Consider the following 20636-nt stretch of genomic DNA (forward strand, 5'->3'; position numbering starts at 1 on the left):
GGGACGACCCAACGGGGACGCGCCGGTGAGCACACGATCCTACGGGGCCTCCTCCTCGGCCAGGGGGTCTGGTCCAGCTGCTGCGGCCGGTGGGGACCCTCGTGTTCACGCCGCTCCCGTCCGGGGGGTCGAGCGCATCGAGGCGCAACGCCGCGCTGGTGGCGCCTCGCCACCTGGCCGCATGGCGCCCGGGCTGGCGCTGGTCGGAGCAGGCGTGGGTGGCTGGGCGACGAGCCTGGCGTTTCCTGACCGGGGGTGGTGGCCGCTGGCCTACGCCGGCATGGCGTGCCTGCTGTTGGCGATGCGCGGCGCACCACCGGTCCGCGCCGCAGGCATCGGCCTGGTCTGGGGCCTGGCCTTCTTCCTGCCGCTGGTGCACTGGGCACTGCAGGCCACCGGATCGGTGCTGCCGTGGGTCGCGCTCAGCGTGTTCCAAGCGCTGTACGTCGCCGGCTTCGGCGCACTGTGGGCCTACGCGCGCAGAGCCGTCTGGATCACCGGCCGCCCGCTCGCCCAGGCAGCCACCGCAGCCGTGCTGTGGGTCGCCATCGAGCAGGTCCGCGGCTCCTTGCCGTTCGGGGGCTTCCCGTGGGGCTTCCTGGCCTTCTCCCAGACCGAGGCGCCCGTGCTGCGACTCGCGCCCTACGGCGGGGAGGTCCTGGTCTCCGCGATCGTCGCCGCGACCGGGGCGCTGATGGCGCTTGCGCTGCAGTACCTGCGCCGCACTGCGGTGACGGCCGCGGCTCGGGCGCTGCTCGCCGCGGCGCTCCTTGCCGGCGCCCCGGGCCTGCTTCCCCTGAACGCCGGCCAGGAGAGCGGCTCACTGCTGATCGGAGCCGTCCAGGGCAACGTCCCGCAGCAGGGCGCCGACTGGGCCGAGCAGGCCCGCGACGTCACGGCCAACCACGCAGAAGGTACAGAGCGGCTCGCAGCCGACGCCGGAAGGCGTCGGCTGGACCTGGTGGTGTGGCCGGAGAGTGCCGCCGACATCGACCCCCGCACCGACCCGGCGCAGGCTTCGACCGTAGACCGCGCCGCCGCAGCGGTCGGCGCCCCACTGCTGCTCGGGACCCAGCGGTTCCCCAAAGGGCAGGACATCCGCTACAACGAGATCATCACCTGGACCGCCGGTGCGGGGGTCGGCGACACGTACGCCAAGCAGCACCCGGTGCCCTTCGGAGAGTACGTCCCCTTCCGCTCCTTCTTCCGGCGGCTGACTCCACTCGTCGACCGGGTCGCCACGGACATGGCAGCCGGCGGCGCCCCCGCGGTGATCGATGTGCGGATCGACGCGCTCGGACGAGACGTGCGCCTCGCCACCGGGATCTGCTTCGAGGTCGCCTACGCCAGCCTCATCCGCGAGGGAGTCCTCGATGGGGCAGAGCTGATTCTCATCCCGACCAACAACGCCTCGTTCGGGCGCACCCCGGAGTCGACCCAGCAGCTGGCGATGTCGCGCTTCCGCGCGGTGGAGCACGGCAGGTCGACCGTCCAGGTCTCCACCGTGGGCGTCAGCGCCATGATCAGGCCGGACGGAACGGTCGTCGCACGCACCGGCCTGTTCACCGACCAGGAGCTCATCGCCTCGCTGCCGCTGCGCACCACGCTCACCCCGGCGGCGCGACTGGGCACGGCGCCGCAGACCGCTTTCTACCTCCTGGCGGCGGCCGCCATCGTCAGCGGTGCGCTGGCAGGCCGCCGACGACGGGGCCGCGACCACAGCTGGCGTCCCTCCCCGCGGCGGCTCCGCGCGCCGGGCGACCAGACCCCGACGCTGCGCGCTCGGGCCCTGCGGATGCCGGCCCGGGTGTGGATCGGCCGCGTGTGGCCCCCGTGGCTGGAGTGGCGCCTGATCGTCGGTCTCCTCGTGCTGGTGGCCGTCGCGGCCTACACCGGGGTGCGGCTCGGCCAGGACGTCGTGGAGAAGACCACCACCGCGGTGTCGACAACTTCCGGTGCCGCGGTCCCGTGAATCTCGACCATCACGGTTGCCCCGGTGGCGCCCCCGAGGGCCCCGAGCCGTTCAGGCGCGCGAGGTAGGCGTTGTACTCCTCGAGCTCGGCGTCGGCGCCGCCGTCTCGGTCGATCTGCCGGTCCCGCGCCCTGGACCGCTGGGTGTCGTTGCGCTGCCACCTACTGGCGATCAGCAGGAGCATCAGCAGTCCTGGCGCCTCCCCGTAGGACCAGGCCAGCCCACCGGCCAGCTGCTGGTCCCGCAGGGGATCGATCTCCCAGCCGATTGGCGGCGCAGCGAACAAGGGGACCATCGGCGCGGTGGCCATCATCACGATCACCCCGAAGAACGCGTGCAGGGGCATCTCCAGCACCAGGTCCAGTGCCCGGCCATGATGGGTCTGCCGGATCGGCAAGGGGTCGGTGGACAGCACCGGCACCGTGAACAGCAGCCCGGCCACCAGGAACCCCACCTCCAGGGCCAGGTGCCCGGTCCAGGTGCGCAGCAACGGGTCGGCGAGCTCGGCCAGGTACAGGCCGTAGAACGCGAGCAGGAACAACGGCACCATCACCGCCGGGTGCAGCACCACCCGACTGACCGGACTGCGCAGGGCCCGCCGCGCCGAGACCAGCACCAGCCGGCCCACCCCCCGGTGCGGGGTCGCGCGCAGCAGCAACGTGCCGGGGCGCCCCAGCACCAGCAGCGGCGGGACGAGCATCATCAACGTCAGCTGCTGGAACATGAACGCCGAGAACAGCCGCAGCCCGTACCCCTCGATGCCCGCGCCCGTCACGACCGCCAGCACCACACAGCCCACCGTGAACGAGATGGTCGCGCCGATCGACCAGCGCCGCCCTCCCAGCCACAGTCGGCACGCGCCCGCCAGGTACAGCACCAGCAGCACCACGGCCAGCACCGGAAGGACCGGCACGGGCTGCAGCGTCGGTGCCAGCATCGTCTCCAGGGACGGTGGTGCGGTCGGCAGCCACACCGGCCCCGTGACGCCCGGGTCGTCCTGCACCCGCTCCTCCTCCGAGTCTGTGCGCTTCCTTCCGACGGCCAGATGGATTTGCAGGCCATCGTCCGGGCCGCGAAGCGAGGGCGACCACAGCGCGCTAGGGTGACGTTATCTGAAGATCCGCGCAGATGAGGAGATGCCCATGGGTCGGGTCCTGCCGCTGGACGGCTGCATCGGTGGCGATCCGCAGTCGCAACGCGTGGCGCTGGTCCGCGCCAGCGTCCCGGACGACGCCGAGGCAGGGTCGCTTGCCGAGCTGTTCCGACTCCTCGGTGACGTACGGCGCACGAAGATCCTCTATGCGTTGCTGGAGGCCGGTGAGCTGTGTGTGTGCGACATCTCCGCGGCGGTGCAGGTTCCCGAGGCGTCGGTGTCCCAGACGATGCGTCTGCTGCGGGCCTCGGGGGTGGTGGACAACCGGCGTGAGGGCCGACGGGTGTACTACCGGTTGGCCGACGCCCACGTGCGGATGTTGCTGGACGTGTGCCGGGAGCACACCGGACACGAGGGCAGCCGCTGATGGGCGCCGGGCACGGTCACGGCCCCGTCGCGGAGCACGCTGGTGGGCGTTACCGCAGCCGCCTGGCCGGAGCGTTCCTCCTGACCGCGACGTTCTTCGCGGTCGAGCTGGCAGCGGGGCTGGTCTCCGGCTCGCTCGCGCTGATCTCCGACGCCGGGCACATGGCCGCCGACGTCGTGGCACTGGGGGCGGCCCTGCTCGCCACCCGGATCGCCACCCGCCCCGACCCCACGGGGCGGCGAACCTACGGCTCGTACCGCGCGGAAGTGTTCGCTTCCGGCCTGACGGTGCTGATCATGCTCGGTGTCGGGGTGTACGTGGTGGTCGAGGCGATCAGTCGGATCGGCGAGGACCCGTCCCTGCCCTCGGGCGTGATGCTCGTGGTCGGTTTCGTGGGCCTGGTGATCAACGTTGTCTCCATGCTGCTGCTGCGCAGCGGGTCCAAGGACAGCCTCAATGTCCGGGGCGCCTACTTCGAGGTGGTGGCCGACGCTGCCGGTTCGGTCGGCGTCATGGTCGCCGGTGTTCTGATCATCGCCACCGGGCGGCCGGTCTGGGACCTCGTCGTCGCGCTGGCGATCGCCGTCTTCGTCATCGTCCGTGCCGTCACGCTGGGGCGGCAGGTCCTCGCGGTACTGGGCCAGCACGCACCCGTCGGCATCGACCCGGAGGCCGTCAGCCGAGAGCTGGGCGCCGTGCCGGGCGTGAGCGCCATCCACGACCTTCACCTGTGGGTGCTGACCTCCGGGATGAACGTCGCCACCGCTCACCTCGTCGCGAGCAGCGGCGCCGATCACGCCGCGGTCCTGGCCGGTGCCCGGGACGTCCTGCGCGATGGCTTCGGCATCGCCCATGCCACGCTCCAGGTGGAAACGGCTCAGCAGCAGCACGAGTGCTCGGACCTGACCTGGTAGCCGCTCAATCGACCGGCGTCCCCGCCGAGCGCTTGGGGGACCCAGGTTGCTCCGTGCCCCCGGGGTCATTGGCGTCGGCGCGCTCGGCCATGCGAGTGAGCATCGCGTTGTAGGCGGCCAGATCGGCGTGGCCGCTGCGGTCCGCGGCGCGGTCCAGACGTTTCGCGGTGCGCTCGTCGTCCTTGGTCCACGCCAGGGCGATACCGATGGCCAGGGCGAGCATCGGCACCTCGCTGATGCCCCACGCGATCGCGCCACCGTCCCGCTGGTCCTCCAGCGCGGACGGCCCCCACGGTCGACCCAGCATCCCGAACCACTCAGGGACAAGGAGGGTCTCCTGCATGACCAAGGCGACGCCGAAGAACGCGTGGAACACCATGGTCGCGAAGAGCAGCAGGAGTCGGATCGGGAACGCGGGCCGCCGTGGGCCCGGGTCGATGCCGACCAGGGCGTTGACGAACAGGTAACCGGCGAGCGTGAAGTGCGCCACCATCAGCACGGTTCCGATCTGCCACCGAAGGGCGTACTCGAACGCCGGCGTGTAGTAGAAGATCACCAGCGACCCGGCGAAGTTCACCGCAGCCACGACCGGGTGCGACCAGAACCGCGCCCAGCGCGAGTGGACGAGTCCCAGCAGCCACTCCCGTGGCCCCCAGGAGGCGTCGTGCCGCACCGGCAGAGCACGTGCGGCGAGCGTCACCGGCGCCGACAGGGCCAGGAAGATCGGCACGACCATGATCAGGACCATGTGCTGGATCATGTGCGCGCTGAACAGCACGTGCCCGTACACCGCCGGGCCACCGGAGGTCACCCATCCCAGCAGCACGAGCCCCGTGACGGCACACGCCGTCCGGGTGAGCGGCCACCGGTCCCCGCGAGCACGTAGGCGGCGCACCCACCGCAGGTAGACGACCAGGGCGCTGGCGCAGCCGGCCGCGATGATCAGGTCCCACCGGAAGGACGTCAGCCACAGCTCGACGGTCGGGGCCGGCGGCAGCGGATGGCCGGTGATGACCTCGGCCGGGGTGAGGTCACCGCTGGCCGTCACGGCGCCGGGTGGTTCGGTGCTGCCGAGCCCGACCGCGACACCGGACACAGCGCCCATGACCGCGAGCTCGACGGCCACGAGGCGCCAGAACAGCGCGGGTGCTCGGCCCGACGCTGTCGGCCCGAGGCGGGGTATCACGGACCGGCGATGCACCAGGCCAGGAGCGCCAGGCCTCCGGTCAGCAGCACCTTGGCGACGATCAGCGTTCCGTAGGGCGTCGTCAGATCCTCGGGCCCGTCGGTGCGCAGGACTACGTTGACCAGCCCTGAGACCACGACAGCGGCCAGCGACCACGCCGCTACCGGCGACCAGCGCGCGACGGTGGTGCCCAGGGCGCCGCCGAGATGACGAGCCACGAGCGCGATCGCCGCGAGCCCCCCGATCCACAGCGCGGCACCGACCAGGTGCAAGAACATCGCGCCCACCCCATGAGGAACCAGTAGCCCGCCGCCGCGCCGAGGAGGGCGAGGACCGCCAGGATGACGACCATCTTCATGCTGCGCCGCGTCCGCGGGGCCTCCGCATCCGACGGCTTGGCTGGCGCGGCGCCGCTCTGGGCGCCGATCTTCGGCTTGTTGGCGATAACGCGCTGCTCAGTCACATCGTGGCCACATCTATCGTTGGACGGCCCCACGGAGCACCGTGAGCCACCGAAGAGATCGGCCGGTCACCGCACGAAAGAAGCATGAGCAACGGGCGAGATGCCATCTGTCCCCGTCCGACCGGTGGGCGGACCGCGAGACGTGGCGGGATCGTCGGACGGGAACTCGCCGTGGCGGGCGCCCCGGGGGGCTAGGTCAGCTCGATGACGAGGGAGACCGCGTAAACCGCGATGACCAGCCCGAATGCGACCAGCGGCAGCACCAATCCGAGCCGGGAAGGCCGCTTGCGCGGCTTAGTCATCTTCCCCTCCTGCACGTGCCACATCGGACGATTCGGGAGTCTGCCATTCAGACGACGTTGACACGTGTTCGGCAGGCGCAGGCCTACCGCCTGGCCACTCCTCCGCATCCGGTGCCCCAACTCGTTGGGTATCGCCGGCAAGGACGCTCGCTTGACGTCCCGCATCTAGCTCCCGCTCGGACTGGAGCAGGTGCTGTCGATCGAGCGCCGCCAGGGCTGCCCGCTCGTTGCGGTCCGCATGAACGATCTTGCGCATCGCGAGCCAGAAGATCAGGCCGACGCCTGCACTCGGGGCGAGGGCACCGAGGATCTCCAGCACGTGCATCCCTCCCTGATTAAGGACCGCCTGCCCCGTCCTTCGGCCGGCGCTTCTCTTCAATCGGTATGACGAGCCGGCGCTGGGCACCCACGGAGAGAGCGGGCCGCGCAGGTGACCGCGTGCAGGGAGACTACCGGGTAGATCCGGTCGAGCGGTCTGGCGTGCCGCGAGTGAGTGCCGTGGCCGCTCTGGCCCGCATGGATCGAGGATCTCTCGTCGGTGTCATTCGGACGGCGCACCGGTAAGGGCGCTCACCGCCGCGCGGAGCCAGGGCGTGACGAGGGCAACGGTGGGGACCGCGAGCACGGCGGCGCCGGCGAGGTAGGCGCCGGCGGCAACTGCCCGGGCGTGCCCCCGAGGCCCGTCGTCGGGGTAGACGTCTTCCAGGCGCGCGCGGCGCAGCGCGACCTCGTGCCCTGCGGCCTTCGGCTCAAGGGCACAGAGGGCACGGCGCAGGGGCCCGGGCCCGGTGCGCTGTGCCGCGACGTCGTCGGCGAGCATCTCCAGCAGGGTGCTGACGGCGTCCAGGGCGAGGCGACTGCGGACCACGCGGGGGAAGGCGACGTGCAGGGCGGTGAACGCCTCCAGGACGAGGTCGTGGCGGGCGCGCAGATGGGCCCGCTCGTGCTCGACGACGGCGCGCGTCTCGGCCTCGTCGAGCACCTGGAGCACCCTCTCGGTCACGACGACGCGCGCGGGCCGACCGGGGACGCAGTACGCCAGCGGGACGGTGCCGCTCAGAACGTGGAGCCGGGCGGCGTCGTCGTCGAACGCGCCCAGGAGATCAAGGGCGTCCCGCTGCCGACGGCGACGGCGTCGCAGTACGACGCCGAGCCGCAGGGTGGTGACGGTCAGCCGCAGGACGATGGTGCCCGCGGTGAGCGCGGCGACGGAGGCCGCGACCAGCAGCCAGGCGTCGCGCGCGCCCTGCTCGCTCCGCACCGCCCGCCAGATCTCCTCCGGCGCGGCGAGGGCGGCGCCGACGGCGGCGAGCACCGCGGCAAGCGCCCCAGCCTGCCAGAGCACCACGGCCGCCCGGGGCGCCCGGTGCAGCGGTCGGAGCCGCGCGAGCGCGACAGGCGCAGCGACCGACAGCAGGACGGCGAGGGCTGCGAGGGACAGTGCCGTCACGGTGCTCCGCGCGGGGCGGTCACGGTCGCGGGCTGCCGGTCAGAGCGCGGGACGCCCGAGGGCGGCGCGGAGCGCATCGGCCTCGGCGGAGCTGACCCGCCCGATGAAGTGCTGGAGGGCGGCGACGCGGGCGTCGGTCCCGTCGCTCAGGCCGAGGGCATCCAGCATGAGCTCGGCCGTGGTCTGCTCGCGGCTGCGCAGCGGGGCATAGCGATAGGCGCGGCCCTCCCGGAGCTGCGTGACCGCGCCCTTCTTGGCGAGGCGGTCCATGACGGTCATCACAGTGGTGTAGGCGAGCGGCCGGTCCGCCTGGAGCGCCTCGTGCACCTCGCGGACGGTGCACGGCTGCTCGGCGTCCCACAGATGCGCCATGACGGCGCTCTCGAGCTCACCCATCGCCATGGCGCAGATCCTACCGGGACCTTTGGACCTTGTCGTACTACTTGACACGTACTAGGCCGTGTAACATCTACGACGTTCTGTAGTAGACAACACGAACGTCAGGAGATCGCCCCGGTGGACACCCTGGAGCTCGCACGCCTGCAGTTCGCGGTCGTGACGATCTACCACTACTTCTTCGTCCCCCTGTCGATCTCCCTGGCGGCCCTGACTGCGGGCCTCCAGACGGCGTGGCACCGCACGGGGCGCCCGCACTACAGAGAGCTCACGTTGCTTGTGGGCAAGCTTCTCATGGTCACCTTCGCCGTGGGCGTCGTGACCGGCCTGGTGCAGGAGTTCCAGTTCGGCCTGTCCTGGAGCGACTTCGCCCGCTTCTACGGGGACGTCTTCGGCCCCACCCTCGCGATCGAGGGCATGCTTGCCTTCTTCCTGGAGGCCACATTCCTGGGCCTGTGGTTCTTCGGCTGGGACCGCCTGCCCCGGCTCGCGCACCTCGCGACCATCTGGGTGGTCGCCATCGGGACGCTGCTGTCCGCCTTCATCATCCTCGCCGCCAATTCGTTCATGCAGAACCCCGTCGCGTACCAGGTCGACCCGCGGACGGGCCGGGCGCAGCTGGACAGCTTCTGGGCCCTCATGGTCAACGAGGTCAACCTCGTGGCGTACCCGCACACCATCGCCGGCGCCGCCATGACCGGCGGCGCGCTGCTCATGGCCGTCGGCGCCTGGCGTGCATGGGGCCGCGGTCCCACCGCGCGGGGGGAGCAAGACCACCTGGCATGGCGCACCCTCGCCCGCCTCGGCGGATGGGTCACGGCGGTCGCCGGGCTTGCCGTCGCGATCACGGGGGACCTGCTCGGCAAGGTCATGACGGCCGTCCAGCCGATGAAGATGGCCGCGGCGGAGGCCCTGTACGTCACGCAGGCCGGCGCGCCGTTCTCCGTCTTCGCGATCGGGGACCCACGTAGCGGCGGAGAGCCCTTGCTCTCCCTCGACGTCCCGTACTTGCTCTCGCTCCTCGCGCACGGCGACCCCGGCGCGACCGTCCAGGGCATCGACGACCTCCAGGCGCAGTACGTGCAGGAGCACGGCCCCGGCGACTACGTGCCGTGGGTCCCCGTCGCCTACTGGACCTTCCGGCTGATGATCGGCACCGGCATGCTGGCGGCCACCCTCGCCGTCCTGTTCTTGTGGGTCACGCGTCGCGGCCACGGCCTCGTGCGGCACGGAGGCGGCCTCGCGGGCGCGGCCCGGGGCGTGCTCGCCGGCAGGGAAAGCCTGCGGACCCTCCTCGGCACCGGCGTTCTCGCCTGCCTGCCGCTGCTGCCCGCGCTGCCGGTGCTCGCCAACAGCTTCGGGTGGGTCTTCACCGAGACCGCCCGTCAGCCGTGGCTCGTCTTCGGGCTGTTCCGCACGGAGGGCGGCGTGGGCTCAGGCCTCACCAGCGCCGAGGTGCTCACTTCCCTCGTCGGCTTCGGACTGGTCTATGGCGTCCTCGCGCTCGTCTGGTACCGGGCTGTCCGGCACCTCGTCGCAGAGGACCTCACCTCGCGCCCCGTCCGCACCAACGGGGCCGACGCCGACGACGGCGACGGCGCGCCCGTCCCCACCTACTGAGGAGTCCCGTGGATCTTGCCCTGCTGTGGTTCGGCCTCGTGGTCCTGTGCTGGGTGCTCTTCCTGGTGCTCGAGGGCTTCGACTTCGGCGTCGGGATGCTCGCCCCCGTCCTCGGCCGCGGCGGCGCGCAGCGCGGCGCAGCACTGCGGACCATCGCACCGGTGTGGGACGGCAACGAGGTGTGGCTCGTCGCGGCGATCGGGACGATGTTCGCCGCGTTCCCCGACTGGTACGCCTCCGCGCTGTCCGGTCTGTACCTGCCCATGGCGGCCCTGCTGCTGTGCCTCGCGGTGCGGGGTGTGGCCCTGGAGTTCCGGGGCAAGCGCGACGACGAGCGGTGGCGCGCGCGCTGCGACGCGGCCCTCGCCGTCAGCTCGGCCGCCACGGCCTCGCTGCTCGGCGCGGTGGTCGGCGTGCTCGCGGGCGGGCTCGCGCTCGGCCCGGACGGGGAGGTCGCAGCGGACGGCGGCGCGCTCGCCCGGACCGCCGGGACGCTCGCCCAGCCCGGTGCCCTCCTGGGCGCCCTCGGCGGCCTCGCCGCCGCGGCCCTGCTCGGCGCGACGTACCTCGGGCTCCGCACGACGGGTGGCGTCCGGGACCGGGCCCGGGCGTGGGTCGGCCCGTCCGCCGGTGTCCTCACCGCCGTGGTGCTGGTCGCCGGCATCGGAGGAGGGCTCCCGGGCACCGTCGTCGGTGCGTGCGTCGCCGTCCTCGGCGCTGCGGCCCTCGCGGCCCGTGCCGGCAGGGAGGCCTGGGCGTTCGCCCTCTCCGTAGCCGTCCAGGCTGTCGTCGTCGTCGCCCTGTTTGTGCAGGACGCCCCGGTGCTGCTGTCCAGCACGCTCGACCCGGCGTGGTCGGTGACGATCGAGTCTGCGCGGGCGAGCGCGTACGCGCTCAGCACCATCAGCTGGGCGGCTCTGGTCCTCCTCCCCGGCGTCCTCGCGTACCAGGGGCTGGCGTACTGGGTGTTCCGGCGGCGCGTGGCGAGCGACCCCGTGCCCACATGAGCGCCGCCCCGTCCCGCGGCGGGCGTGGCCCCGGCCCGGTCGACCTGCGTCTGCTCCGCCTCGCCGCGCCCGTCCGCGGTGCCCTCGCGGCGCTCGTCGCGGTGGCCGTCGCGCAGGCCCTGACGACGGTCGCGGTGGCGCTCACGCTGACGTGGCTGGTGGTGGCTCTGGTCGAGGGTGCGCGGTGGGAGCAGGCCCTGCTCGTCCTGTCCGCGGCGCTCGTCGTGCGCACGGGGCTCGCCCACGCGCAGCCGACGGTCGCCCAACGCGTCAGCGGCGCTGCGGTCGCGGGCGCACGCGCGGTCGGCCTCAAGTCGCTCATGCGCGATCCTGGCGCCGCGGTCCGGGCGGGCGGTGACCCGGCCGCGGTCCTGTCCACGGGACTCGACCCACTCCGGCCCTGGTTCGCGGCCTACCTGCCCGCGCTCGTGGTCGCCGGCGTGCTGCCTCCGGTCGTGCTCGCGCTGCTCGTGCTGGTCGACTGGCCGTCCGCCATGACCGTGCTGCTCACCCTGCCGCTGGTGCCCCTATTCGCGGTGCTCGTCGGGTGGGCCACCCGACGCGGCGCCGACCAGCAGTACGCGCACGGCGGCCGGCTCGCCGGGCACTTCCTCGACGTGGTCCGCGGGCTGGTGACGCTGAGGCTTTACGACCGCGCCGAGCGCCAGGTCGAGCAGGTCAGGCGGTCCAGTCGGGCGTACGCCCGAGCCACGACCCGGGTGCTGGGCGTGGCCTTCCTGTCCTCGACCGCGCTCGACCTCGTCGCGACCGTGTCCGTCGGGATCGTCGCCGTGGGCGCCGGGGTGCGGCTGGCGGGCGGCGAGATGGCTCTCTGGCCGGCCCTCGCGGCGATCATGCTCGCGCCCGAGGCATACCGCCCGCTGCGGGAAGCCGGGGCGCAGTTCCACGAGTCCGCGCAGGCGAGCGCCGTGATGGACCGCCTCGACGCGATGGCAGGGGCAGGCGGGGGCACCGCACGTGAGGACGGCGAGGGGAGGGGTCGGCGGCGGGGGCACAGGGCGCCTCAGTTCGGTTCGCGGGGCGCCGGCGGCCGGTGGTCCTCCCAGACGTGACGGTGCGAGCCGGGGAACTGGTCGCCATCGTCGGGCGGTCCGGCAGCGGCAAGACGACGCTCCTGCGGCTGATGGCCGGGCACGGCACGCCCGACCGCGGCCGGGTCTGGGCGCGTGGCGCCCTGCACGTGCCCCAACGGCCCCAGCTGCCGCCGGCTCGTACGGTCCGTGAGGCGCTCGGCACCGGCGATGAGCGTGCTGCGGAGGTGCTCGCGGCGCTCGGGCTGGGCGAGGTGGCCCTCGGCACGCCGCTCGGGGAGGACGGCGGCGGTCTCTCGACCGGGCAGAGGCACCGCCTCGCGCTCGCACGGGCGCTCGTGCTGGCCGAGGACGCCGGGGCGGCGGGGGAGGACGTCGCGCTGCTGCTGGACGAGCCCACTGCGCACCTCGACGCGGGCGCTGAGCAGGCCGTCCTCCGGCGCCTGCGCGACGCCGCGGCGCGCGGGGTCGCGGTGCTGGTCGCCACCCACCGCGAACCGGTGTCCCGGGCCGCGGACCGGGTGGTTCGCGTCGAGCAGGCCCGTCTGACCGAGCGGGCGCCCGGTGCGACGCCCGAGGGCGCAGGGTCGGGTGGGGCCGCGGCGCCGCACGACGACGTGACGGGCCGTGAGCTGCCGGTCGCCTCCGACGGCACCACGGAGGACACCGGCCTCCTCGTGGGGGTCCGGCGGCAGTGGTCCGCGATGGACGCGCGCGCCCGGTTCGCGGTCGCGGCCGTCGCGGGGGCAGCGTCCCTGCTCTCAGGGGTCGGCCTGACGGTGGCCGCCAGCTGGATGATCGTGCGCGCCTCCGCTCAGCCGCCGATCCTCACCCTGTCGCTCGCGGTGGTCGCCGTGCGCGGCTTCGCCATCGCGCGGCCCCTCTTCCGCTACCTCGAGCGACTCGCCTCCCACGACGCCGGGTTGTCCCTCCTGGCGGGGTGGCGCGGGGACGTGGTCGCGGCGCTGATCCCACAGGTGCCCGGCCGTCTCACCGCCCGCCGGGGGACGCTCCTGCTCCGCGTCGTGGAGGACGTCGACACAAGGCTCGACGGGCGCGTGCGCGGGGCTGTGCCGATCGCGGCCGTAGTGACAGCGCTCGCCGTCGCGACGGCGGGCCTCGCGTGGCTGCATCCAGCGACCCTCCTGCCGTGGGCGCTCGCGGTGGTGACCGCGGGTATCCTCGCACCCTGGGCGGTCCTCCGTGCCGACCGGCACCACGGTCCGGTCCTGGAGTCGACCGGCGAGGCGCTCCACGACGCCGTCGTGGCCGCGGTGGAGGGCGCTGACGGGCTCGACCGGGCGGTACGCCGCGAGCTCGCCGCCCGCGAGCAGGCGGCGGAGGCGGCCCGCGCGCAGGACGCGCGGACCGACGGCCTCGGGCGCGCGGTCGCCGAGGTCGGTGCCGCGGTGGCGGTCGTGGGCGCGGCACTCGCCGCCGCGCTCGCCCCGCGCAGCGACCTCGGACCGGAGGAGGTAGCGGTGCTCCTGCTCGGTGCGGTCGCGACCGGGCAGGTGCTCCTGGAGCTCCTGCCAGCGGCCCGGGCCCGTCATCGCGGTGCCTCCGCCGCGAACCGGCTCGCCGCACTCGGTGCGGTAGCCGGCGCCCCCGCCGTCGCCTCCGATGCCGGCGCCCGCCGGACCCAGCAGAGCGACGCCTGCGAGGGCGTCGTCGTCGCGGGCCTGCACGCGGGGTGGGGCGGCCGACCTGTCCTGGATGGCGTCGACCTCAGCGTCGCACCTGCCCAGGTGCGCGAGATCACCTGGCCCTCCGGCGGCGGCAAGTCGACCCTGGCCGCGGTGCTCGTGGGGCTGCGGGCTCCCGCAGCCGGCCGGGTCGTGGTGTGCGGACGGGAGCCGGCGGACGCCCGTCGGGAGGGCCTCGTGGCGCTCGCCGGCGACGCCGACCACGTCTTCGCGACGACTCTGCGCGAGAACCTTCGCCTCGCGTGCTCGGACGCCCCAGACGACGCCCTGGTGCGGGCGCTGCACGACGCCCATCTGGGCGGGTGGTTCGCCGGCCTGGAGGACGGGCTCGACACGTGGCTGAGCGGGGCGACGATCTCCGGGGGGGAGCGGCGACGGCTCGTCCTTGCGCGCGCGCTGCTGCGTGACCCGGCCGTACTGGTCCTGGACGAACCGACCGCCGGGCTCGCTGCCGCCGACGCCGACGCACTCCTTGAGGCACTGCGGGACCGTGCGCACGATCGACGACCGCCGCGTGCCCTTCTGGTGATGCACCACGCGGTCGCGCCCCGCCCGGTTCCACGCCCGCGACTGACAGTGAGGATGTGGGGAGACCCAGCAACGGCCGGTCCTGATTCAGCGACTGACTGACTTCGTGTACTGAACGCGATCTGTCGCGGGCGTGGAACCGGGCCTCCGCACGCGGCGGGAGGGGTCGGCGGTCGCGCAGGACCCACGGCAGGCCGGCGAGCGCGCGGCCCGCCGCGCCGACCGCATGGGCTTGCCTGTCCGATATGCGCTGCGGGTCTCCCTGCGCACAGACGAACAGAGCATCGACCTGTACGCGCCCATCGCCAACCAGCTCCGCATCCCGGTGCCGACCGAAATCACCGCTGGCTGAGTTTCCGTGGGGCAACGTTGCGACCTGCGAAGGTGGCAGCGGTCCGGCAGGGTGTCGGGTCGGCAGTCCGCTCTTCTCGGGCTATTGGGTCCGACTGCGCACAGCCTCGAAGGCTGCAAGAGCTTTGTCGTCGGCGTCGGGCAGGGTGTGCAGGTACTTCTGCGTCGTCATGATCTGCGAGTGGCCCATGCGCTGCATGACGGTCTTCAGGTCGGCCCCGCCAGCGAGCAGCCACGAGGCGTGCGCATGGCGAAGGTCGTGCATGCGTACGTTGAAGTCGATGCCGGAGCGCTGCACCGCCGGCCTCCAGTACCGCGTGTTGAACGTCGCTCGTGAGAGTGGGTGACCACCGGCGACCTCGCGCGACGGGAACATTAGGTCGTCAAGGGCGAGGCCCAGCTCGGCGATGCGTGCAGCGAGGACGTCGAGGAGCCTCTGCGACACCCGCAGCGTCCGGGGTTCGTCGTCTTTGGGGTAGGGCTTGGCGAGCATCCGCTCGCCGGTGGGGGAGTCCTTGCGCGAGACCTCGACGATCGTTTCCTCGACGGTGATCGAGCGTCGAAGGAAGTCCACGTGCCGTGGGCGCAGCGCGACGAGCTCACCCCAACGGAGGCCGGTCTCGATCGCTGTCATCACCAGTGGCTTGAAGCGGTCGGGGATCTCGGCGAGCACGGACGTGTACTCCTCGGGAGTCAGTGTCCGCGCTTTCCTCGCGACGACCTTGGGCAGCTCGGTGTCTTCGCACGGGTTGAAGGCGATGAGACGGTCGCGCACAGCGCGGGCGAACACCGAGTGCAGCATCACGTGGTACTTCGCGATCGACCGAGGTGACAGGCCCTGCTCGACGCCTCGCGTCACCCAGTCTTGGACCGTCGACGGCATGATGCGGGCCAGCGTCATCTTGCCGAAGAACGGCACGAAGTGGTTGCGAAGGTAGGACACGTAGCCGGCTCGGGTGCTCACCTCGAGGTGCCGTGACGGCAGCCAGACGTCTTCGGCGTACTCGCGGAAGGTGATGGCGCCACCCCGTGGGTCGATCCACGTGCCGTCGGCGACCTTCCCCTCCGCCTTCATGGCCGCCTTCAGAGCTTCTCGGCTGGTCGAGAACGTTCCGGCAGTCCGCTTCTCGCCGAAGGGGTCCCGGTACCGCGCTTGGTGTCGGACGGAGCCGTCGGCGCTTCGACGCTTGGCGACCCAGGCCATGCGGCGACCTCTTCCGTACGTGTGGTGTGGGCAAAATGTGGGCAAGCGACGGGCGCACACATGCGGCCCGTCCCGAACGATGGCGGACTCAGAGTTAGCCGTTGACCTGCACATTCGCTCCGTGCGAGCCTACTCAACCACGGGCGTCGACGGTAGAGCACTCGGCTCATAACCCAGAGGTCGCAGGTTAAAATCCTGCCCCCGCTACTTGAAGTAGCAGTTCAGAGGCCCTTTCGATCTTCGGATCGGGAGGGCCTCTGGCGTTGGTGTCAACGAGGTGTCAACACCGGTTGCCTGGAAGTCGCCCGAACTGGCGCAGACATCGCCGAACACTGCCCAGTCACGTGGAGGTCCTGGGCGGTGATGGACACAGAGGTTGATCATTTGGCGGACTGGTGGTCGGCCGCCGGGGACGGCGTGGGCTCCTGTGGCGGTTGTGGACTGCCGACGAGACCGGCAGGTCGCAGAACCGGGCGTTGCCCCCGCCAGTGCTCGCTGTCGTCAACCCGTGACCTTCGTTTTCGGCCCGTGCGATTGAGTATGGTTGGTACATGCAACTAGTTGAGTCGACGGCCGACCTTGCCTCGGTGGAGTCGATCGAGCAGGAGCTGACCTTGCTGGTGCGTCGGGCCCAGAAGGTGTACCTGCGCGGGGCCCCGGCGGCGCAGGTCGTGGAACGGGCGGCCTATGGGATTCTCGCGTGGCTCCACGACATGGGCCCGCTGCGCCCCGGCGCTCTGGCGGCCCACTTCCACCTGGATGCCTCCACGATCAGCCGCCAGGTCACCTCTCTGGAGCAGGCCGGCCTGGTCGCGCGCGAGCCCGACGCCGAGGACCGACGTGCCTGCCGGCTGCGGCTCACCGAGCACGGTCAGGAGGTGTTGACCGCGACGCGGGCGGAACGGCGCGGCGTCGTCCGCGGGCTGCTGCAGTCCTGGTCTCGCGAGGACCTGGCGAACTTCGCGTCCCTGCTGGCCGCCTTCAACGCCGGCCTCGACCACCAGCTGAGCCAGTCCACCCGAGAAGAGAGTCAGCCATGAGCACCTCACCGTCGCCCCGAGCCGAGCAGCCCGCGGCGCCGACCGAGCAGGTGATGCCGATCCTGACGCACCGGCAGATCCTCATCGTGTTGGTGGGTCTGATGCTGGGCATGCTGGTCTCCGCCTTGTCCCAGACGATCGTGGCCACCGCGCTGCCCACGATCGTCGGGGAGCTCGGTGGTCAGGACCAGCTGGCCTGGGTCGTGTCTGCCACGTTGTTGACCTCGACCGCGTCCACCCCCATCTGGGGCAAGCTCTCGGACCTGTACGGCCGCAAGATCATGTTCCAGTCAGCGATCGGGATCTTCCTGGTCTCGTCCCTTGCCGCCGGGTTCGCCCAGAACATGGGGCAGCTGGTCGGGTTCCGCGCCGTGATGGGGATCGGCGTGGGAGGGCTGATGGCACTTTCCCAGGCGATCATCGGTGATGTCGTCAGCCCTCGCGAGCGTGGCCGCTACCAGGGCTACATCGGCTCGGTCTTCGGCCTGGCTACCGTCGCCGGGCCCTTGCTCGGCGGCTTCCTGGTCGAGCACCTGTCGTGGCGGTGGACTTTCTGGGTCGGGATCCCTGTCGGCATCGTCGCCCTCGTGGTGACGGAACGCGTGCTGAAGCTGCCGTTCCCCCGCCGCCAGCACGCGATCGACTGGCTGGGAGCGTTCTTCATCGTCGCCGGGATCAGTGCGCTGCTGCTGATGCTCTCCCTCGGTGGCAAGGAGTTCGCCTGGAACTCGGTCTGGACCTATGGCCTGGCCGCGGTGGCGCTGGTGATGCTCGCGCTCACGGTCTGGCAGGAACGCCGGACGGCCGAGCCGATCATGCCTCCTCGGCTGTTCGCCAACCACACGTTCGTCATCACCAGCCTGGCCGGGTTCGTGGTCGGGGTCGCCATGTTCGGCGCCATCATCTTCCTGCCTCAGTACCTGCAGATCGTCAAGGGCGAGTCGCCCACCGCCTCCGGTCTGCTGACCCTTCCGTTGATGGTCGGACTGCTGATCACCTCGATTGGGTCAGGGCGCCTGATCACCCGTTCCGGCCGCTACAAGATGTTTCCCGTCGCGGGTCTGCTGGTCGCCGCCGGTGGGCTGGCGCTGATGAGCCGACTGTCGGTGGACACCCCGCTGTGGCTCGCCGGGGTGTTCATGTTCATCACCGGCGCCGGCATCGGTATGGTGATGCAGGTCCTGGTCCTGGCGACCCAGAACGCGGTGCCCCATGCCGACCTCGGCGTGGCCACCTCCGGGGCGACCTTCTTCCGCTCCCTCGGCGGCGCGATGGGAGTGGCAGTCTTCGGCGCGCTGCTCACCCACCGGCTCCGCGACACCATCCCCGCGCAGCTCGAGGCGGCAGGCTTCCCCGCCGACCAGATGCCCCGCGGGGCCGCGACCCTGGGCAGTCCCGAGCAGATCGCCGACCTGCCGGAGCCCATCCATCTCGCGGTCACCACCGGGTTCGCCGAGGCACTGCAGACCACGTTCCTGGCCGCCGTACCCTTCGCGTTGCTCGGGTTCGTCATCCTGCTCTTCCTTCGCGAAGCTCCCCTGCGACACACCCGGGGGCACACCTCGGGCGAGGACGTCGCCGCCGCGTTCGAGACCGCGGTCGACCCCGACGCGCACCTCACCGCCGAAGAAGACGCACCCGCGCCGGGCGATCCCCAGCCACCGGGGGTGCCCCGGCGTCGCTAGGTGTTGTGGTTCAGGAGCTGGTGACGCATGCGGGATGCAGGAAACGGGTGTCCTGACCCCGACGCCGTTCGCCCTCCGTTGTCGCCCTGACCGGCGGATCGTGGCCGTGACACGCACAGAGGGCGTGGCGGGTCCGCGGCGGTCAAGCACTGACTGTTGGCCGCACGCCGCTTGAGCCCAGCGGGACGCGTGCCGTGGGGCCGGCTTGCCGCCGCGCCGGGAGGGGGTCAGCCGGTCGCGTCCGGCGGTCCCGCGCGGTGGCTCCCTGGTCGATCAGCCAGCGCGGGACAGCCAGCCTGCATCCAGGCCTCCATCGCGGCGACCCCACGGGCCGCCTCCAGCGCAACGACGACGGGCCGGCGATCGGGTCCGGGCCAGGCGGGGGGCCCGGCCGCCAGCCACGTGGTCAGGACCGCTGGACGTGCGTACCAGTAGGTGCCCATCGCGAGGCTTCCGGTCATCAGGCACCACGCCAGGAGGCGGGCCGCTCCCAGCAGCCATGTCGCCAGGGTGTAGAGGTACAGCCTGGCGCGAAGGTGCAACACCACGGCACCCCTCTTCCCGGGGTCTCGCAACGCTCATCGGCTCGCATCGCGCCACCGGGCCAACTCCCGGGGGCTTGTCAGCAACCCTGCCACGACGGGCCGCGCAACGGAAGCGTCCGGCCGTGCCGCCGCCGTCCCGATCGGCGGCGTGGTGCTCGCCGGCCACCGCGACCTGTGCCCGGTCGAGCAGTCGCTGCGGATGCCGCGACCGACCTGCGGTGCCCGGTCGAATCTCCTCGCGGACCCGCCCGCCGACCCCGCCCGCCGACGGAGTGCACCCGACGATCGTGTTCGCCGCACTGGCGATCAACGACGACCAGCGGAGCTCATACGCTCTCGCCCACTGAACAGACGGACCAGGTCAGGCCTCACGGCCAGGCTGGGGGAGGTGCGCCTCGATCAGCTCTATGATCTCGGGCGCGTCGGGCTCGACCTTCGGCCGGAATCGATGCACATGGCCGTCGGGGGTGAGGAGGAACTTCTCGAAGTTCCAGGTGATGCGCCCCGCCTTCCCGCTGGCGTCGGGGGTGCGGGTCAACTCGGCGTAGAGAGGGTGCCGTGACCTGCCGTTGACCTTGACCCGCTCGAACATCGGAAAGGTCACGCCCCAGGTCGTCGAGCAGTACTCCTTGATGGCGTCCTCACTGCCCAGTTCCTGCAGGAACTGGTTGCTCGGGAACCCGAGCACGGTGAAACCTCGCTGCCCATAGGTGCGCTGGAGGGCCTCGAGCTTGTCGTACTGGGGTGCGAGCCCGCACCGCGAGGCGACGTTGACGATCAGCCTGACCTGCCCGGCGTACCTCGCCAGGGTCGTGACCTCGCCGTCGATCGTCGTGACCGGGATGTCGTCGATCGTCGTGACCGGGATGTCGTCGATCGTCGTGACCGGGATGTCGTCGATCGCCATGCCTGCTCAACACCGCGGCGAAAACGGGCATTCCCGCCCCGGCGGTGCCGGCCGGTGGCGCGACAGCCCTCAGCGGGCTGCCCGCGGTGGGGTAGGTCGCTCAGCGCAGGTGCAGGTCTTTCCGGCTCGAGCGGCGCCAAGCCCGTTCACCGGGGCCGCGGGCATGACCACCCACTCACACGAGCGCACGGGCTTCGGTCACCTGCTGCCAGCGCGGACGGCCGCTCGGACCGCCCGCACGGTTCGATCTGCCTCTTCCGGCGGCGTCACCGGCCCCGATGGCCTTTCTGGCGCTCCACTGACCTCGTCACCGTAGACCTGCTCTGCGGCTCGCCGCAGCGCCGCGAATGCCGTGGCTATGGTCCGCACGCTGTCGTCGTCCAGGAGGGACAGGAGCGCGACGCGATGTCCGGCGCCTTCGGCCATCAACGTGTCCACCAGCTGTGAGCCTTGAGCTGTGGGATGCACCTGTCGGGCGCGCCGGTCGGTCGGGTCGGCCACGCGCTCGACGAGCCCCCGGTGTTCGAGCCTGTCCACCAGGCCGGTCACCGACGCCGGGCTGATCTTCAGTGCGTCGGCCAGCTCGTGGCTCATCAGGGAGCCGTCGGCGTGCAGCAGCAGCAGCACCTTCAGCTGCTGCATCGTCAAGGTCGTCTGCAGCAGAGCGGTGAACTGGGCCCGCGAGAAGAGGCGGATCAGCGCCGCCTCGTCCTCGGCGATCGCCGCCATCACCGCATCGCGTTCCACCGTGTGACTCGATTCTTCGGTCAGCCCGTACTATTCACCTC

General features: G+C 71.8%; 21 protein-coding genes. 11 read left to right on the plus strand and 10 right to left on the minus strand.

Annotated elements, in window-relative coordinates; translation table 11 throughout:
• The first annotated feature begins 181 nt into the window (after positions 1 to 181).
• The gene (gene lnt / locus LG379_RS03735; protein WP_225753213.1) at positions 182 to 1972 is read left to right on the plus strand and encodes an apolipoprotein N-acyltransferase; all 1791 of its coding nucleotides are present in this window, start codon (positions 182 to 184) and stop codon (positions 1970 to 1972) included.
• A 10-nt stretch (positions 1973 to 1982) separates the two neighbouring features.
• Here the strand turns inward: lnt and LG379_RS03740 are convergent, their stop codons facing one another.
• Positions 1983 to 2975: a cytochrome c oxidase assembly protein gene (locus LG379_RS03740; protein ID WP_225753214.1), complete on the minus strand. Its 993-nt coding sequence runs from the start codon at positions 2973 to 2975 to the stop codon at positions 1983 to 1985.
• A gap of 139 nt (positions 2976 to 3114) precedes the next feature.
• Here LG379_RS03740 and LG379_RS03745 point away from each other — a divergent pair, with 139 nt between their 5' ends.
• Positions 3115 to 3492, plus strand: coding sequence for a helix-turn-helix transcriptional regulator (locus LG379_RS03745; protein WP_225753215.1), 378 nt, complete (start codon positions 3115 to 3117; stop codon positions 3490 to 3492).
• Positions 3492 to 4406, plus strand: coding sequence for a cation diffusion facilitator family transporter (locus LG379_RS03750; protein WP_225753216.1), 915 nt, complete (start codon positions 3492 to 3494; stop codon positions 4404 to 4406). Before LG379_RS03745 ends, LG379_RS03750 begins: the two co-directional genes overlap by 1 nt.
• 4 nt (positions 4407 to 4410) lie before the next feature.
• Here the strand turns inward: LG379_RS03750 and LG379_RS03755 are convergent, their stop codons facing one another.
• The 3 genes from LG379_RS03755 to LG379_RS16920 all read right to left on the minus strand — a co-directional run bounded on the left by LG379_RS03755 (position 4411) and on the right by LG379_RS16920 (position 6372).
• Positions 4411 to 5592 (minus strand): cytochrome c oxidase assembly protein, encoded by a 1182-nt coding sequence (locus tag LG379_RS03755; RefSeq protein ID WP_225753217.1) that lies wholly within the window; start codon positions 5590 to 5592, stop codon positions 4411 to 4413.
• A complete protein-coding gene (locus tag LG379_RS03760) occupies positions 5589 to 5870 on the minus strand; it encodes a CopD family protein (protein ID WP_225753357.1) in 282 nt (93 codons plus the stop codon). The genes LG379_RS03755 and LG379_RS03760 overlap by 4 nt, the downstream gene beginning before the upstream one ends.
• 376 nt (positions 5871 to 6246) lie before the next feature.
• Positions 6247 to 6372 carry a hypothetical protein gene (locus LG379_RS16920; protein WP_255632885.1) on the minus strand — a complete coding sequence of 42 codons (126 nt, stop codon included), beginning with the start codon at positions 6370 to 6372 and terminating at the stop codon, positions 6247 to 6249.
• Positions 6373 to 6547: 175 nt separating this feature from the next.
• Here LG379_RS16920 and LG379_RS03765 point away from each other — a divergent pair, with 175 nt between their 5' ends.
• The gene (locus LG379_RS03765; RefSeq protein ID WP_161784004.1) at positions 6548 to 6745 is read left to right on the plus strand and encodes a hypothetical protein; all 198 of its coding nucleotides are present in this window, start codon (positions 6548 to 6550) and stop codon (positions 6743 to 6745) included.
• A 153-nt stretch (positions 6746 to 6898) separates the two neighbouring features.
• Here LG379_RS03765 and LG379_RS03770 read toward each other — a convergent pair whose 3' ends face one another.
• The gene (locus LG379_RS03770) at positions 6899 to 7807 is read right to left on the minus strand and encodes a M56 family metallopeptidase (protein WP_043601941.1); all 909 of its coding nucleotides are present in this window, start codon (positions 7805 to 7807) and stop codon (positions 6899 to 6901) included.
• A gap of 39 nt (positions 7808 to 7846) precedes the next feature.
• A complete protein-coding gene (locus LG379_RS03775) occupies positions 7847 to 8209 on the minus strand; it encodes a BlaI/MecI/CopY family transcriptional regulator (RefSeq protein ID WP_043601938.1) in 363 nt (120 codons plus the stop codon).
• Between the two features lie 114 nt (positions 8210 to 8323).
• Between LG379_RS03775 and LG379_RS03780 the strand changes: the two genes are divergently transcribed.
• The 5 genes from LG379_RS03780 to LG379_RS03800 are packed head-to-tail and all read left to right on the plus strand — an operon-like array spanning position 8324 to position 14468.
• Positions 8324 to 9823, plus strand: coding sequence for a cytochrome ubiquinol oxidase subunit I (locus LG379_RS03780; protein ID WP_225753218.1), 1500 nt, complete (start codon positions 8324 to 8326; stop codon positions 9821 to 9823).
• 8 nt (positions 9824 to 9831) lie between these two features.
• Positions 9832 to 10830, plus strand: a complete 999-nt coding sequence (cydB, locus tag LG379_RS03785; protein WP_225753219.1) for a cytochrome d ubiquinol oxidase subunit II — start codon at positions 9832 to 9834, stop codon at positions 10828 to 10830.
• Positions 10827 to 11903, plus strand: a complete 1077-nt coding sequence (locus LG379_RS03790) for an ABC transporter transmembrane domain-containing protein (RefSeq protein WP_225753220.1) — start codon at positions 10827 to 10829, stop codon at positions 11901 to 11903. The genes cydB and LG379_RS03790 overlap by 4 nt, the downstream gene beginning before the upstream one ends.
• Positions 11900 to 14218, plus strand: a complete 2319-nt coding sequence (cydC, locus tag LG379_RS03795) for a thiol reductant ABC exporter subunit CydC (protein WP_225753221.1) — start codon at positions 11900 to 11902, stop codon at positions 14216 to 14218. Before LG379_RS03790 ends, cydC begins: the two co-directional genes overlap by 4 nt.
• A 31-nt stretch (positions 14219 to 14249) precedes the next feature.
• On the plus strand, positions 14250 to 14468 hold the full coding sequence (locus LG379_RS03800) for a hypothetical protein (RefSeq protein WP_225753222.1): 219 nt from the start codon (positions 14250 to 14252) through the stop codon (positions 14466 to 14468).
• Positions 14469 to 14549: 81 nt separating this feature from the next.
• Here LG379_RS03800 and LG379_RS03805 read toward each other — a convergent pair whose 3' ends face one another.
• Entirely contained in the window at positions 14550 to 15671 is a 1122-nt protein-coding gene (locus LG379_RS03805) for a tyrosine-type recombinase/integrase (RefSeq protein ID WP_225753223.1), read from the minus strand.
• Between the two features lie 551 nt (positions 15672 to 16222).
• Between LG379_RS03805 and LG379_RS03810 the strand changes: the two genes are divergently transcribed.
• Entirely contained in the window at positions 16223 to 16711 is a 489-nt protein-coding gene (locus LG379_RS03810) for a MarR family winged helix-turn-helix transcriptional regulator (protein WP_052022175.1), read from the plus strand.
• Positions 16708 to 18396, plus strand: a complete 1689-nt coding sequence (locus LG379_RS03815) for an MDR family MFS transporter (protein WP_043601933.1) — start codon at positions 16708 to 16710, stop codon at positions 18394 to 18396. The genes LG379_RS03810 and LG379_RS03815 overlap by 4 nt, the downstream gene beginning before the upstream one ends.
• 227 nt (positions 18397 to 18623) lie before the next feature.
• Here the strand turns inward: LG379_RS03815 and LG379_RS03820 are convergent, their stop codons facing one another.
• From LG379_RS03820 to LG379_RS03830, 3 genes are all read right to left on the minus strand, one after another.
• Positions 18624 to 18941 carry a hypothetical protein gene (locus LG379_RS03820; protein ID WP_155855120.1) on the minus strand — a complete coding sequence of 106 codons (318 nt, stop codon included), beginning with the start codon at positions 18939 to 18941 and terminating at the stop codon, positions 18624 to 18626.
• 361 nt (positions 18942 to 19302) lie between these two features.
• Complete coding sequence (locus LG379_RS03825) at positions 19303 to 19848, minus strand: glutathione peroxidase (protein WP_225753224.1); 546 nt, start codon at positions 19846 to 19848, stop codon at positions 19303 to 19305.
• Positions 19849 to 20046: 198 nt separating this feature from the next.
• Complete coding sequence (locus LG379_RS03830; RefSeq protein WP_225753225.1) at positions 20047 to 20595, minus strand: MarR family winged helix-turn-helix transcriptional regulator; 549 nt, start codon at positions 20593 to 20595, stop codon at positions 20047 to 20049.
• Between the last annotated feature and the right edge of the window lie 41 nt (positions 20596 to 20636).

Origin of the sequence: Actinotalea sp. Marseille-Q4924 (genome assembly GCF_916618755.1) — a bacterium.
Lineage (GTDB): Bacteria > Actinomycetota > Actinomycetes > Actinomycetales > Cellulomonadaceae > Actinotalea.